Annotated in this window: 11 protein-coding genes; 9 read left to right on the forward strand and 2 right to left on the reverse strand. The window is 65.4% G+C overall.

Going from position 1 to position 14,647, the window contains the following annotated elements:
- The first annotated feature begins 173 nt into the window (after nucleotides 1-173).
- The 7 genes from CCOS191_RS20925 (at nucleotide 174) to cmoB (ending at nucleotide 11,185) form a co-directional block, all read left to right on the forward strand.
- Entirely contained in the window at nucleotides 174-2,234 is a 2,061-nt protein-coding gene (locus tag CCOS191_RS20925; protein WP_046856827.1) for a TonB-dependent receptor, read from the forward strand.
- A 240-nt stretch (nucleotides 2,235-2,474) separates the two neighbouring features.
- A complete protein-coding gene (locus CCOS191_RS20930; protein WP_046856828.1) occupies nucleotides 2,475-3,821 on the forward strand; it encodes a carbohydrate porin in 1,347 nt (448 codons plus the stop codon).
- A 31-nt stretch (nucleotides 3,822-3,852) separates the two neighbouring features.
- On the forward strand, nucleotides 3,853-6,264 hold the full coding sequence (locus CCOS191_RS20935; RefSeq protein WP_046856829.1) for a glucose/quinate/shikimate family membrane-bound PQQ-dependent dehydrogenase: 2,412 nt from the start codon (nucleotides 3,853-3,855) through the stop codon (nucleotides 6,262-6,264).
- Between the two features lie 154 nt (nucleotides 6,265-6,418).
- Nucleotides 6,419-8,839, forward strand: a complete 2,421-nt coding sequence (gene lon, locus CCOS191_RS20940; protein ID WP_046856830.1) for an endopeptidase La — start codon at nucleotides 6,419-6,421, stop codon at nucleotides 8,837-8,839.
- Between the two features lie 167 nt (nucleotides 8,840-9,006).
- The gene (locus tag CCOS191_RS20945; RefSeq protein ID WP_046856831.1) at nucleotides 9,007-9,399 is read left to right on the forward strand and encodes a protease inhibitor I42 family protein; all 393 of its coding nucleotides are present in this window, start codon (nucleotides 9,007-9,009) and stop codon (nucleotides 9,397-9,399) included.
- Nucleotides 9,400-9,488: 89 nt separating this feature from the next.
- Complete coding sequence (gene cmoA / locus CCOS191_RS20950; protein ID WP_046856832.1) at nucleotides 9,489-10,232, forward strand: carboxy-S-adenosyl-L-methionine synthase CmoA; 744 nt, start codon at nucleotides 9,489-9,491, stop codon at nucleotides 10,230-10,232.
- Nucleotides 10,229-11,185, forward strand: coding sequence for a tRNA 5-methoxyuridine(34)/uridine 5-oxyacetic acid(34) synthase CmoB (cmoB, locus tag CCOS191_RS20955; RefSeq protein ID WP_046856833.1), 957 nt, complete (start codon nucleotides 10,229-10,231; stop codon nucleotides 11,183-11,185). The genes cmoA and cmoB overlap by 4 nt, the downstream gene beginning before the upstream one ends.
- A 69-nt stretch (nucleotides 11,186-11,254) precedes the next feature.
- Here cmoB and CCOS191_RS20960 read toward each other — a convergent pair whose 3' ends face one another.
- Nucleotides 11,255-11,458, reverse strand: coding sequence for a hypothetical protein (locus CCOS191_RS20960; RefSeq protein WP_046856834.1), 204 nt, complete (start codon nucleotides 11,456-11,458; stop codon nucleotides 11,255-11,257).
- Nucleotides 11,459-11,732: 274 nt separating this feature from the next.
- Here CCOS191_RS20960 and CCOS191_RS20965 point away from each other — a divergent pair, with 274 nt between their 5' ends.
- Together CCOS191_RS20965 and CCOS191_RS20970 are read left to right on the forward strand one after the other, a co-directional pair.
- A complete protein-coding gene (locus CCOS191_RS20965; protein ID WP_046856835.1) occupies nucleotides 11,733-12,407 on the forward strand; it encodes a heavy metal response regulator transcription factor in 675 nt (224 codons plus the stop codon).
- Nucleotides 12,404-13,789 carry a heavy metal sensor histidine kinase gene (locus tag CCOS191_RS20970; protein ID WP_046856836.1) on the forward strand — a complete coding sequence of 462 codons (1,386 nt, stop codon included), beginning with the start codon at nucleotides 12,404-12,406 and terminating at the stop codon, nucleotides 13,787-13,789. The genes CCOS191_RS20965 and CCOS191_RS20970 overlap by 4 nt, the downstream gene beginning before the upstream one ends.
- Before the next feature lie 128 nt (nucleotides 13,790-13,917).
- Here the strand turns inward: CCOS191_RS20970 and pdxJ are convergent, their stop codons facing one another.
- Entirely contained in the window at nucleotides 13,918-14,640 is a 723-nt protein-coding gene (gene pdxJ / locus CCOS191_RS20975; protein ID WP_442963677.1) for a pyridoxine 5'-phosphate synthase, read from the reverse strand.
- Nucleotides 14,641-14,647: the final 7 nt, after the last annotated feature.

The following is a 14,647-nucleotide window of genomic DNA, read 5'->3' on the forward strand; positions in this document are numbered from 1 at the left end:
TGCAACGTGCCGAACCTGATGGGCCATGGTTGCCCGCCGCGATTCAGAGGCTCCCAAGCGGCACGACCGGAGCACTGGACAAAAACCACTGGCAAGCACGGGAAGCCTTGTGCTGAAATAGTGATGTTATATTGTAACAACACAAAGAATCTGCCAAGGAACGCCACATCCCCATGCGTCACATGCCGCTGCACCTCTCCCCCCTTGCCGTCGCGCTCTGGCTGGCCTCGACTTCCAGCCAGGCCGTGGAACTGCAACCCCAGGTGATTACCGCCAACCCATTGGGCAACGCCCAGCTGGCTGCCCCCAGCACCGTCCTTGAAGGCGACAACCTGCTGCAGCAGCAACAGGGCAGCCTCGGCGAGACCCTCAACAAACAGCCTGGTGTTGCCTCCACCTGGTTCGGCCCCGGCGCCAGCCGACCGGTGATCCGCGGCCTGGACGGTGACCGCATTCGCATCCTGCGCAACGGCGTCGGCGCCCTGGATGCCTCGTCGCTGTCCTACGACCACGCCGTGCCGCTGGACCCGGTGACCGTCGAGCGGGTCGAGATCGTCCGCGGCCCGGCCGCCCTGCTCTACGGCGGCAACGCCATCGGTGGGGTGGTCAACACCTTCGACAACCGCATCCCCGACACGCCCATCGACGGCATCCATGGCGCCGGCGAGCTGCGCTACGGCGGTGCCGACACCACACGCAGCAGTGCGGGCAAACTGGAGGCCGGCAACGGCACCTTCGCCCTGCACCTGGATGCCAACAGCCGCCAGTTCAACGACCTGCGCATCCCCGGCTATGCCCGCAGCTCGAAGGTGCGCGACGCCGACGAGCCCGGCAGCAAGCACCGCCTGAAGAACAGCGACGGACGCCAGGACGGCGGTGCGATCGGCGGTTCCTATCATTGGGATCACGGCTATACCGGCCTGTCCTACAGCCGTTATGACAGCAACTATGGCTCGGTAGCCGAGCCCGGCGTGCGCCTGGACATGCAGCAGGACCACTACGGCTTCGCCTCGGAGCTGCGCGATCTCGACGGACCATTCAGCTCGGTGAAGGTCGATGCCGGCTACACCGACTACCAGCACCGTGAAATCGAAAGCGGTGAAGTGCACACCACCTTCAAGAACAAGGGTTACGAGGCACGCATCGAGGCCCGCCACCAGCCGCTGGGGCCGGTCGAGGGCGTGATCGGTGCACAGGTCAGCCGCAACGAGTTCTCCGCACTGGGCGAGGAAGCCTTTGTCCCGCACACCGATACCGACAGCCTGGCGCTGTTCCTGCTCGAGCAATGGCAGGCCACCGAGCGCCTGAACCTGAGCCTGGGCGCGCGCATGGAACACACCCGGGTCGCTCCGGATGCCAAGGGCAACGAAACCTTTGCCGGAGCCGACAGCGCCAGCAGCTTCAATGCCTTCAGCCTGTCATCGGGCGCGGTGTACCAGCTCGACCCGATCTGGTCGCTGGCCGCCAACCTCGGCTACACCGAGCGCGCGCCGACTTTCTATGAGCTGTATGCCAACGGCGCCCACGTGGCGACCGGCGCCTACGAGATCGGTGACCCGAACCTGAACAAGGAAAAGGCCATCTCCGGCGACCTGGCCCTGCGCTTCGACAACGGCACCCACAAGGGCAGCGTCGGTGTGTTCTATAGCCATTTTCGCAACTACATCGGCCTGATCGGTACCGGCAACCTGCGTGAAGGGCATGATCACGGCCATGGCGACGATCATGACCATGACCATGACCACGACCATGATCACGATCACGGTGATATCCCCGAGTATGCCTACCAGGGTGTGCGCGCACGCTTCTACGGTATCGAGGCCCAGGACCGCTGGAAGTTGCTGGAAAATCGCTACGGCAGCTTCGCCCTGGAACTGTCCGGCGACTACACCCGGGCCAAGAACCTCGACAGCGGCGAGCCGCTGCCGCGTATCGCACCGCTGCGCCTGAACAGCGGCCTGGTCTGGGAACTGGATCGCTGGCAGGCCCGGGTCGATGTGCAGCATGCCGCGTCGCAACGGCGCAAACCGGCCAACGAAACCGGCACCGACGGCTACACCACCCTCGGTGCAAGCGTGGGGTATCGCTTCGACATCGGCCAGAGTGAATGGCTGGCGTTCGTGCGCGGCGAGAACCTCACCGACCAGACCGTGCGCTATGCCAGCTCGATCCTGCGCGATATCGCGCCGGCGCCGGGGCGTAGTGTGCAGGTTGGCTTGCGCACCTCGTTCTGACGTCATCGCAGGTGTAGCCCTCTCCCGCAGTGGGTGGGCTACCCCTCGATGGGCGACTGTTACCCCATCGGCAACAATCCCCTGCGACATTTTGTCTTTTTTTCTTACAACTTCCCCTATATCCTCCCTGCCGCAAGCTGAATCGCTTCACTCGATACCCATCGCAGCCATTTCCCTTCGAAGACCTCGCACTTCGTTGCGCTTGCCGTTTCCTCAACAATCAAAAGATAGCGCTATCTCATGTTCCAGCTGCCCAATACCTGCTACTCCGGCCTCGCTCTCGCCACCCTGCTCGGTGCCCTTTCCCCTACCACCAGTGCTGGCGAAATGTTCGCCAAGGACTCGAAGTGGATGCTCGGCGACTGGGGTGGTACCCGCAGTGAACTGCTGGAAAAGGGCTACGACTTCACCCTTGGCTACACCGGCGAGATGGGCAGCAACCTGCACGGCGGCTACAGCCACGACCGCGCCGCACGCTACAGCGACCAGTTCACCTTCGGCGTGAACATGGACCTGCAGAAGATCCTCGGCTGGCACGACACCGAGGTGCAGCTGACCGTCACCGAACGTCACGGCAACAACATCAGCAACGACCGCATCAACGACCCGCGCGTCGGCGGCTTCACCTCGGCCCAGGAAGTCTGGGGCCGTGGCCAGACCTGGCGCCTGACCCAGATGTGGATCAAGCAGAAATACTTCGATGGCGCGCTGGACGTGAAATTCGGCCGCTTCGGCGAGGGCGAGGACTTCAACAGCTTCCCCTGCGACTTCCAGAACCTGGCGTTCTGCGGCTCGCAGGTGGGCAACTGGGTAGGCGGCATCTGGTACAACTGGCCGGTCAGCCAGTGGGCCCTGCGCGTGCGCTACAACCTCAATGACGCGCTCTACGCCCAGGTCGGGGTGTTCGAGCAGAACCCCTCGAACCTCGAGAGCGGCAACGGCTTCAAGCTCAGCGGCAGCGGCACCCAGGGCGCGGTGATGCCAATCGAACTGGTCTGGAGCCCGCGGGTCAATGGCCTGAAAGGGGAATATCGCGCCGGCTACTACTACAGTAATGCCAAGGCACAGGATGTACTCAAGGACAGCAACGGTACGCCCGCCGCCATCAGCGGCGCCGCCTATCGCAGCAGCTCGAGCAAGCACGGCCTGTGGCTCGGCGCCCAGCAGCAGGTGACCGCGCTGGCCTCCGACCAGTCGCGCGGCCTGAGCCTGTTCGCCAACGCCACGGTGCACGACAAGAAGACCAATGCCATCGACAACTATGTGCAGGCAGGTGTGGTTTACAAAGGGCCGTTCGATGCCCGCGCCAAGGACGACATCGGTTTCGCCCTGGCTCGCGTGCACGTCAACCCTGGCTATCGCAAGAACGCCCGCCTCATCAACCAGGCCAACGGCCTGGACGACTACGACAACCCCGGCTTCCTGCCCGTGCAGGACACCGAGTACAGCGCTGAACTCTATTACGGCATCCACCTGGCCGACTGGCTCACCGTACGCCCGAACCTGCAGTACATCCGCCATCCGGGCGGGGTGTCGCGGGTCGACGACGCGTTGATCGGCGGCCTGAAGATCCAGAGCAGTTTCTAACCCGACCCTTTCACACTACGGAGAACAGACGATGAGCACTGACGGTGCCAAGAATGGAACCCGCTGGCTACCGCGCCTGATGGGCGTGCTGCTGCTGCTGATGGGCCTGGCCCTGCTGGCCGGCGGCATCAAGCTGAGCCAGCTGGGCGGCTCGCTTTACTACCTGATTGCCGGTATCGGCTTCGCCCTGTCCGGCATCCTGCTGCTGGCCAAGCGTCGCATCGCCCTGGGCCTGTATGGCCTGGTACTGCTGGGCAGCACCGCGTGGGCGCTGCTGGAAGTGGGCCTGGACTGGTGGCAGCTGGTGCCACGCCTGGCCATCTGGTTCGCCATCGGCGTGGTCCTGCTGCTGCCGTGGGCGCGCCGCCCGCTGGTCGGCCCCGCGTCGAAGGTCAACACCGCCCTGCTCAGCGTCGCCGTGGTCGCCTCCGGCGCCACTGCGGTGGCCAGCCAGTTCACTCACCCGGGCGAAATCCGTGGCGAGTTCACCCGCGACAACAGCGAGATGGGCAGCGCCGCCCCGGCCATGCCCGACGGTGAATGGCAGGCCTATGGCCGCACCGAGCACGGTGACCGCTACTCGCCGCTGCGCCAGATCACCCCGCAGAACGCCTACCGCCTGGAAGAGGCTTGGCGTATCCGCACCGGCGACCTGCCGACCGAGAACGACCCGGTGGAGCTGACTAACCAGAACACGCCGCTGAAGGTCAACGGCATGCTCTACGCCTGCACCGCCCACAGCCGTCTGCTGGCGCTGGACCCGGACACCGGCGCCGAGATCTGGCGCTTTGATCCGCAGGTCAAGAGCCCCACCGGTACTTTCAAGGGCTTCGCCCACATGACCTGCCGCGGCGTCTCGTACTATGACGAGAACAGCTACGTCAGCCGTGACGGCAGCCCCGCGCCGAAGATCACCGACGCAGGCCAGGCCGTGGCCCAGGCCTGCCCGCGCCGCCTCTACCTGCCCACCGCCGACGCCCGCCTGATCGCCATCAACGCCGACACCGGCAAGGTCTGCGAAGGCTTCGCCAACCAGGGCGTGATCGACCTGACCCGTGGCATCGGCCCGTTCACCGCCGGTGGCTACTACTCCACCTCGCCGGCCGCGATCACCCGCAGCCTGGTGATCATCGGTGGCCACGTCACCGACAACGAGTCGACCAACGAGCCGTCTGGCGTGATCCGCGCCTACGACGTGCACGACGGCCACTTGGTATGGAACTGGGACAGCAACAACCCGGACGACACCAAGCCCCTGGCCGACGGCAAGTTCTACAGCCGCAACTCGGCCAACATGTGGTCGATCGCCAGCGTCGACGAAGACCTCGGCATGATCTACCTGCCGCTGGGCAACCAGACCCCTGACCAGTGGGGCGCCGACCGCACCCCGGGCGCCGAGAAGTACAGCGCCGGCATCGTCGCCCTGGACCTGGCCACCGGCAAGGCGCGCTGGAACTACCAGTTCACCCATCACGACCTGTGGGACATGGACGTCGGCAGCCAGCCCACCCTGGTGCACCTGAAGACCGACGACGGCGTCAAGCCGGCGGTCATCGTGCCGACCAAGCAAGGCAGCCTGTACGTGCTCGACCGCCGCGACGGCACGCCGATCGTGCCGATCCGCGAGATCCCGGTCCCCCAAGGCGCGGTCAAGGGCGACCACACTGCGCCAACCCAGGCCCGTTCCGACCTCAACCTGCTCGGCCCTGACCTGACCGAACAGGCCATGTGGGGCGCCACGCCGTTCGACCAGATGCTCTGCCGCATCCAGTTCCGCAGCCTGCGCTACGAAGGCCAGTACACCCCGCCGTCCGAGCAGGGCAGCCTGGTCTACCCAGGCAACGTGGGCGTGTTCAACTGGGGCAGCGTCTCGGTCGACCCGGTGCGCCAGATCCTCTTCACCTCGCCGAACTACATGGCTTTCGTGTCGAAGATGGTCCCACGCGAGCAGGTCGCCGAAGGCAGCAAACGCGAAAGCGAGACCAGCGGCGTGCAGCCGAACACCGGTGCGCCGTACGCCGTGACCATGCACCCGTTCATGTCGCCACTGGGCATTCCGTGCCAGGCGCCGGCCTGGGGCTACGTAGCGGCCATCGACCTGTTCACCAACAAAGTGGTGTGGAAGCACAAGAACGGCACCACCCGTGACAGCACCCCGGTGCCGATCGGCATGCCGGTGGGCGTGCCAAGCATGGGTGGCTCGATCGTCACTGCCGGCGGCGTCGGCTTCCTCAGCGGCACCCTGGACCAGTACCTGCGCGCCTACGACGTGAAGAACGGCCAGGAGCTGTGGAAGGCTCGCCTACCGGCAGGCGGCCAGGCGACGCCGATGAGCTACACCGGCAAGGATGGCAAGCAGTACGTGCTGGTGACCGCGGGCGGCCATGGCTCGCTCGGCACGAAAATGGGCGACTACATCATCGCTTACAAATTGGCTGAGTAAGCGTCACGCCTGTCGCGGGGCAAGCCCGCTCCCATCGAGGGAGCGGGCTTGCCCCGCTATTGTTTCCCCCCGCAGTTCTCCCCCCTTCGTCTACCATTGAAACCTGCCAACCACCGCCCCATCTAAGCACCATAGCCATTCACGCAGGTGCCCCATGAGCGACCAGCAGGATTTCCCGGAACACCCCGACGAACACAGCGAAGTCGAACATCTCGATCCCGCGACCGCACCCGGTCACCATCTCGCCCTGCCCGGCCAGCAGCTGCCGGACAAGGTGTACGTGATCCCGATCCACAACCGCCCGTTCTTCCCCGCGCAAGTGCTGCCGGTGATCGTCAATGAAGAACCTTGGGCCGAAACCCTCGACCTGGTCGCCAAGACCCCGCACCACTCCCTGGCGCTGTTCTTCATGGACACCCCGCCGGAAGACCACCGCCACTTCGACACCAAGGCCCTGCCCGAATACGGCACCCTGGTGAAGGTGCACCACGCCAGCCGCGAAGGCGGCAAGCTGCAGTTCGTCGCCCAGGGCCTGACCCGCGTGCGCATCCGCACCTGGCTCAAGCACCACCGCCCGCCCTACCTGGTGGAGGTCGAATACCCACGTCAGCCGGCGGAGCCCACCGACGAGGTGAAGGCCTACGGCATGGCCCTGATCAACGCGATCAAGGAATTGTTGCCGCTCAACCCGCTGTACAGCGAAGAGCTGAAGAACTACCTCAACCGCTTCAGCCCCAATGATCCATCGCCACTGACCGACTTCGCCGCCGCCCTCACCTCGGCCACCGGCAACCAGTTGCAGGAAGTGCTCGACTGCGTGCCCATGCTCAAGCGCATGGAAAAGGTCCTGCCGATGCTGCGCAAGGAGGTCGAGGTCGCCCGCCTGCAGAATGAGATCTCCGCCGAGGTGAACCGCCAGATCGGCGAGCACCAACGCGAATTCTTCCTAAAGGAACAGCTCAAGGTCATCCAGCAGGAGCTGGGCCTGACCAAGGACGACCGCAGCGCCGACGTGGAGCAGTTCCAGCAGCGCCTGGCGGGCAAGACCCTGCCCGAGCAGGCGAAAAAACGTATCGACGAAGAGATGGGCAAGCTGGCGATCCTCGAGACCGGCTCGCCGGAGTATGCCGTCACCCGCAACTACCTGGAGTGGGCCACCGCGCTGCCCTGGGGTGTGTACGGCAAGGACAAGCTCGACCTCAAGCACGCGCGCAAGGTACTCGACCGCCACCACGCCGGGCTCGACGACATCAAGGAACGCATTCTCGAGTTCCTTGCCGTCGGCGCCTGGAAGGGTGAGATCAGCGGCTCCATCGTGCTGCTGGTGGGCCCGCCCGGAGTGGGCAAGACCAGCATCGGCAAGTCCATCGCCGAATCCCTGGGCCGGCCGTTCTACCGTTTCAGCGTCGGCGGCATGCGTGACGAGGCCGAGATCAAGGGCCACCGCCGCACCTACATCGGCGCCCAGCCGGGCAAGCTGGTGCAGGCGCTGAAGGAGGTCGAGGTGATGAACCCGGTGATCATGCTCGACGAGATCGACAAGATGGGCCAGAGCTACCAGGGCGACCCCGCCTCGGCGCTGCTGGAAACCCTCGACCCGGAACAGAACGTCGACTTCCTCGACCACTACCTGGACCTGCGCCTGGACCTGTCCAAGGTGCTGTTCGTCTGCACCGCCAACACCCTGGACTCGATCCCTGGCCCCTTGCTCGACCGCATGGAAGTGATCCGCCTGTCCGGCTATATCACCGAAGAAAAGCTGGCCATCGCCAAGCGGCACTTGTGGCCCAAGCAGCTGGACAAGGCCGGCGTGGCCAAGACCAGCCTGAGCATCAACGACGCCGCGCTGCGTGCGGTGATCGAGGGCTATGCCCGCGAAGCCGGTGTGCGTCAGCTGGAGAAACAGCTGGGCAAGCTGGTGCGCAAGTCGGTGGTCAAACTGCTGGAAGACCCGGACGCCAAGCTCAAGATCGCCGCCAAGGACCTCGAGCCCGCCCTGGGCATGCCGGTGTTCCGCAGCGAGCAGGTGCTGGCCGGCAAGGGTGTTATCACCGGCCTTGCCTGGACCAGCATGGGCGGCGCCACCCTGCCGATCGAGGCCACGCATATCCACAGCCTCAACCGCGGCCTCAAGCTCACCGGGCAGTTGGGTGACGTGATGAAGGAATCGGCAGAGATCGCCTATAGCTACATCAGCTCGAACCTCAAGCAGTTCGGTGGCACCCCCGGCTACTTCAACGAGGCGTTCATCCACCTGCACGTGCCCGAGGGCGCCACGCCCAAGGACGGCCCCAGCGCCGGCGTGACCATGGCCAGCGCCTTGCTGTCGCTGGCCCGCGACCAGGCGCCGAAGAAAGGCGTGGCCATGACCGGCGAGCTGACCCTGACCGGCCAGGTGCTGCCGATCGGCGGGGTGCGCGAGAAAGTGATCGCCGCGCGGCGCCAGAAGATCTTCGAGCTGATCCTGCCGGAGGCCAACCGTGGCGATTTCGAAGAGCTGCCTGACTACCTGAAGGAAGGGCTGAGCGTGCACTTCGCCAAGCGCTTTGCCGACGTGGCGAAAGTATTGTTCTAAAGAGGACGGGGCCGCGTTGCGGCCCTATCGCCGGCAAGCCGGCTCCCACAAAGTGCGGCATGTATCCTACTTGTGGGGCCGGCTTGCCGGCGATAGGGCCCACGCAGACCACACAAACTTGCGACAGCTTCGGTTATCCTCAGGCCATTCCAGCTTCAGGAGCCAACATGTCCCTCCCTCGCCTGCTCGTTCCCGCCGCCCTGGCCCTGCTCACCGCCTGCGCCCAGCAACCGCAACGCACCGTCGAACTGGACGGAGAAAGCGAATGTCCCAAGCGCCTGCAGGTCGGCCAGACCCTGACCCTCACCCTGCCCAGCAACCCCACCACCGGCTACCGCTGGCTGGTGCAGAACCCGGCTTCGGAGATCCTGCGCAGCCTCGGCCCCGAGGTATACAGCTCTCCGGAGCAAGCCGGCATCGTCGGCAGCGGCGGCCTGTCCAGCTGGCGCTTCCAGGCCAAGGCCGCCGGCGAGGGCCACCTGATCCTGGTCTACCAGCAGCCCTGGGCCCCGGAAGTACGTCCGGTACAGACCTTCGATTGCGCCATTCGGGTCAACTGAGCGAACGGCGCCGGTCAGCCAGTCATGCAAGCTTGCCGTGGTTTGGCTAGAATGCCGCCCCTGTAGATTGCCAGCCGCCTGGACCCACCGTGAGCAAACAACCCGACCGCCTATTCGCCCAACCCCTGGAGCAGGTGCCCGACTTCGTCTTCAACGAAGACGTGGTGCAGGTGTTCCCGGACATGATCAAGCGCTCGGTGCCCGGTTACCCGACCATCGTCGAGAACCTCGGCGTGCTGGCCGCGCGCTTCGCCCAGCCGGGCTCCGCACTGTACGACCTCGGCACCTCGCTGGGCGCGGTGACCCAGGCGCTGCGTCGCCACGTGCGCACGGACGGCTGCCGGGTGATCGCGGTGGACAACTCCGCGGCCATGGTCGAGCGCTGCCGCCAATACCTCACCGCCCAGGACTCGATGTTCCAGGAGCTGCTGCCGGTGCAGGTGCTGGAGGCCGATATTCTCGCCCTGCCCTTCGAGCCGGCCTCGGTGGTGGCGATGAACTTCACCCTGCAGTTCGTCGCTCCCGAGCAGCGCCTGGAACTGCTTGCGCGCATCCGCCAGGCACTTTTGCCGGGCGGCGCGCTGATTCTCTCGGAGAAACTGCGTTTCACTGACGCCCAGGAGCAGGAGCTGCTCAACGAGCTGCACCTGGACTTCAAGCGTGCCAATGGCTACAGCGAACTGGAAATCGCCCAGAAGCGCAGCGCCATCGAGAACGTGATGAAACCCGACACCCTGGAAACCCATGAAGCGCGCCTGCGCGCCGCCGGCTTCTCCAAGGTCGTGCCCTGGTTCCAATGCCTCAACTTCGCCTCGCTGATAGCCCTGCCATGATCGATCTGTCTCCCCTTGTCCGCCGCCTGGCGGGCACCCCCCTTGCCACCTGGTCCCAAGGCCTGCAGGCGCAACTCGAGAGCAAGCTGGAAAAAGGCCACGGCGACCTCGATCGCTGGCGCGGCGCCCTCGACGCACTGCCGCAGCTGACCCCGAGCGAAGTCGACCTGGTCGACGGCCTGCGCCTGGACTGCGACTGCGACGACGCCACTCGGGCGCAGATGCGCCAGGCGCTGATGGGCCTGTCGCCCTGGCGCAAGGGCCCGTTCGACCTGTTCGGCGTGCATGTCGATACCGAATGGCGCTCGGACTGGAAATGGTCGCGGGTCGGCCCGCACCTGGACCTCAAGGGCAAGCGCGTGCTCGACGTGGGTTGCGGTAACGGCTACTACCAGTGGCGCATGCTCGGCGCCGGCGCCGACATGGTCATCGGCGTCGACCCCAACTGGTTGTTCTTCTGCCAGTTCCAGGCCGTGCAGCAATACCTGCCGGACTTGCCGGCGTGGCACCTGCCGTTCGCCCTCGAAGAGCTGCCGGCCAACCTCGAAGGTTTCGACACCGTGTTCTCCATGGGCGTGTTCTACCACCGCCGCTCGCCCATCGAGCACCTGCTGGCGCTCAAGGATTGCCTGGTCAAGGGTGGCGAGCTGGTGCTGGAAACCCTGGTGATCGAGGGCGACGAAAATCAGGTGCTGGTGCCCGAGGACCGCTACGCGCAGATGCGCAACGTATGGTTCCTGCCGTCGGTGCCGGCCCTGGAGCGCTGGCTGCGTCGCGCCGGTTTCAGCGATGTGCGCTGTGTCGATGTCAGCGTCACCAGCGTCGAGGAACAACGCAGCACCGAGTGGATGCGCTACCAGTCCCTGGGCGACTTCCTCGACCCGAACGACCACGGCAAGACCATCGAAGGCCTGCCGGCGCCACGCCGCGCCACATTGCTGGCGCGCAAATAAAAAAGGCGCCCGTTCGGGCGCCGAGGCTCACCTGCGCCGAGGAGCTGTGGCGGCGCAGGCGTGTGGTGCTCAATCCTTGGCCAGCTCGCGGGCCTTCTCTTCGGCCTTGCGCTCACGCTCGGCCACGGCCTGCTGCTTGTCGCCATGCAGACGCGCCTGGTCCTCGCGGAAGGCTTGCCAGAATTGCTTGGAACGCTCCGCGCCACCCTCGGCGAAAACACTGGTGCTGCCCAGGGCGAGGATTGCCAGCAGCAGGTACTTGGTCAGGTTCATCGTGCTTGCCTCGTGATAACCGTTTCGACAGGGCCATCATCGCAAGCGGGAGCTAACGCCAAGGTGAGGCGGACATTACAGTCCTGAAATCCCCGCAGAACCACGTGGGAGCGGGCTTGCCCCGATTGCGACAAGCCTGTCGCCCATATGACCCACAGATTACAAATCAGCAATCCTCCTCTTATCGCCATTCGCATCCAGTAACATCCTTGCCGCTTGACCCTGATGTCACTACAGGGTCGAGAATCGCCCCCTTTCCACACAGAGCCCGACCATGCGCCTACTGATCATCGAGGACGAACCCCGCACCGCCGACTACCTGCAACAGGGCCTGCGCGAGAACGGCTATGTGGTCGACTGCGCCTACACCGGTACCGACGGTCTGCACCTGGCCCGCCAGCAGCCCTACGACCTGGTGATCCTCGACGTCAACCTGCCCGGGCTCGATGGTTGGGGCGTACTGCAGCGCCTGCGCGCCGAATCCTCCACACGGATCATGATGCTCACCGCCCACGGTCGTCTCGCCGATCGGGTCAAGGGACTGGACCTGGGCGCCGACGACTACCTGCTAAAGCCGTTCGAATTCCCCGAGCTGCTGGCGCGTATCCGCAGCCTGCTCCGGCGCAACGACCAGCGCCTGCAGCCAAGCACATTGAAGGTCGCCGACCTCGAACTCGACCCAGGCCGCCACCGCGCCTGGCGCGGCGGCCAGCGCATCGACCTGACCGCCAAGGAGTTCGCCCTGCTGCATCTGTTGATGCGCCAGAGCGGCGAGGTGCTGTCACGCACCCAGATCATCTCGCTGGTGTGGGACATGAACTTCGACTGCGACACCAACGTGGTGGAGGTATCGATCCGCCGCCTGCGGGCGAAGATCGACGACCCCTTCGACGACAAGCTGATCCACACCCTGCGCGGCGTCGGCTACGTGCTCGAGGCGCGGGCGTGAAGCGCCCCAGCCTGTCGCTGCGCCTGGGCCTGGGCGTCACCCTGCTGGTCGCGGCGCTGGTGCTGCTGCTGGCGTGCCTGGCGGTATTTGCCCTCGATCACGAACTGGACAGCCGGGCACGCAAGGACCTGGCGCGCAAGATGCAGCAGGTCGAGCATAACCTGCGGGTGGACCTGCGCAGCGACGACCTCAGTGCCCGCGCCCATCCCCTGCTCGACCTGGTCATGGGCCACGACAACCTCAGCCTCAGCGTGCTGGCCGTCAATGGCCGCCATCCGGCGCTGCTCAGCCTTGGCCCGGCCATGCAGTCCCAGCATTTGCTGAACCTGGAAGCGGACGAGCGGCTGACCTTCCATGCCTGGCGCGACGACGGCGACAATCAGATCCTCACCGCCAGCCGCTTGATGCGCCTGCGCGACGACACCCCGGTAAAAGTGTTGATGTCGCTCAACCGCAGCGACGACAACAGCCTGCTGCAAGCCTATCTGCACTCGACGCTACTGGCCCTGCCGTTGCTGCTGGTGCTGATCGGCATCGCCGCCTGGAAGCTGGTGCAGCGCGGCCTGCGTCCGTTGCGGCACTTCCGCCGGATCGCCGGGCAGGTTTCGGCCCAGGACCTTACTCACCGGCTGCCCGACGAGGGCTTGCCGAGCGAGCTGGCCAATCTCGCGGGCGCCATCAACATCATGCTCGACCGGCTCGACCAAGGCGTGCGTCAGCTATCGCAGTTCTCCGACGACCTCGCCCACGAGCTGCGCACGCCGATCGGCAACCTGATGGGCAAGGCCCAGGTGACCCTGGCCCGCGAGCGTGACGGCGACAAGTACCGCGAAGCCCTCGAAGACAGCGTCGAGGAACTGACCCGCCTCAACCGCATCATCAACGACATGCTGTTCCTCGCCCAGGTCAGCCAGCCGCAGACCCAGGTTGCCCTGGCGCCCCTGACGTTGGCGGACGAAGTGGCCCGGGTGAGTGAACTGTTCGCCTTCAGTGCCGAGCTCAAGGGCATCTCCCTGCACCTGCAAGGCTGGGGCACGGCCCTGGCGGACCGGTTGATGTTCCAGCGGGCGCTGTCAAACCTGCTGAGCAATGCGATTCGCCATGCTCCGGAGGGCAAGCCGGTCGCCGTGGGCATCGAGCGGCTGGGCAACGAGATTGCCGTGTGGGTGCAGAACCAGGGCACGGGGATTGAAGAGGCGCACCTGCCGCACCTGTTCGAACGCTTTTACCGGGCAGGTGCCGGGCGTTCACGGCTGGAGGGCGGAACCGGGCTGGGGTTGGCGATCGTCAAGTCGATCATGCAATTGCATGGGGGGCGGGTCGAGGTGAGGAGCAGCCCTTTGGGCCCTACCCGCTTCACCCTGGTGTTTCGAGCGGAGTAAGTGGTTGATGCCAACGGCCTCATCGCCGGCAAGCCGGCTCTCACATGGATCGCACTGGCCTTGAGTGCTGCGCAGTACCTGTGGGAGCCGGCTTGCCGGCGATGAGGCCGGTGCAGACGGTTAGAAAATCAACGCGAAGCGGCGACGATCAGCGCTTTCATCTCGGCCACTGCGGCCTTGAAGCCGACGAACAGTGCATGGGCCACCAGCGCATGGCCGATGTTCAGCTCGTTGATGCCCTTGATCGCGGCCACTGCCTCGACGTTGTGGTAATGCAGGCCATGACCGGCATTGACGATCAGGCCCTGGCCAACACCAAACGCCACGCCATCGACGATGCGCTTGAGCTCCTCGGCGACTTCGGTCGGCGTCTCGGCATCGGCGTAACGGCCGGTGTGCAACTCGACGGCCGGGGCGCCAACACGGCGCGAGGCCTCGATCTGCCGCTCGTCGGCATCGATGAACAGCGACACCTCGGCACCGGTACGCGACAGGCGTTCGACCGCTGCCTTGATTCGCGCCTCCTGGCCAGCGACGTCGAGGCCGCCTTCGGTGGTCAGTTCCTGGCGGGTTTCCGGCACCAGGCAGATATGCGCCGGGCGGATCTTCTCGGCGAAGGCCATCATCTCTTCGGTGACGCCCATCTCGAAGTTCATGCGGGTCTGCAGCACGTCCTTGAGCAGCAGCACGTCGCGCTCCTGGATGTGCCGGCGGTCTTCGCGCAGGTGCACGGTGATGCCGTCGGCACCCGCTTCCTCGGCGTCCAGGGCGGCCTTGACCGGATCCGGATAGCGGGTGCCCCGAGCCTGGCGCAGGGTCGCCACGTGGTCGATATTGACACCGAGAAGCATGCGGTTG

It is taken from the genome of Pseudomonas sp. CCOS 191, assembly GCF_001007005.1.
In the GTDB taxonomy this organism is placed as follows: Bacteria; Pseudomonadota; Gammaproteobacteria; order Pseudomonadales; family Pseudomonadaceae; genus Aquipseudomonas; species Aquipseudomonas soli.

Coding starts and splice junctions, on each gene's coding strand:
- CCOS191_RS20925 (WP_046856827.1), top strand. CDS start 174: ATGCGTCACATGCCGCTGCACCTCTCCCCCCTTGCCGTCGCGCTCTGG.
- CCOS191_RS20930 (WP_046856828.1), top strand. CDS start 2,475: ATGTTCCAGCTGCCCAATACCTGCTACTCCGGCCTCGCTCTCGCCACC.
- CCOS191_RS20935 (WP_046856829.1), top strand. CDS start 3,853: ATGAGCACTGACGGTGCCAAGAATGGAACCCGCTGGCTACCGCGCCTG.
- lon (WP_046856830.1), top strand. CDS start 6,419: ATGAGCGACCAGCAGGATTTCCCGGAACACCCCGACGAACACAGCGAA.
- CCOS191_RS20945 (WP_046856831.1), top strand. CDS start 9,007: ATGTCCCTCCCTCGCCTGCTCGTTCCCGCCGCCCTGGCCCTGCTCACC.
- cmoB (WP_046856833.1), top strand. CDS start 10,229: ATGATCGATCTGTCTCCCCTTGTCCGCCGCCTGGCGGGCACCCCCCTT.
- CCOS191_RS20960 (WP_046856834.1), bottom strand. CDS start 11,458: ATGAACCTGACCAAGTACCTGCTGCTGGCAATCCTCGCCCTGGGCAGC.
- CCOS191_RS20965 (WP_046856835.1), top strand. CDS start 11,733: ATGCGCCTACTGATCATCGAGGACGAACCCCGCACCGCCGACTACCTG.
- pdxJ (WP_442963677.1), bottom strand. CDS start 14,640: ATGCTTCTCGGTGTCAATATCGACCACGTGGCGACCCTGCGCCAGGCT.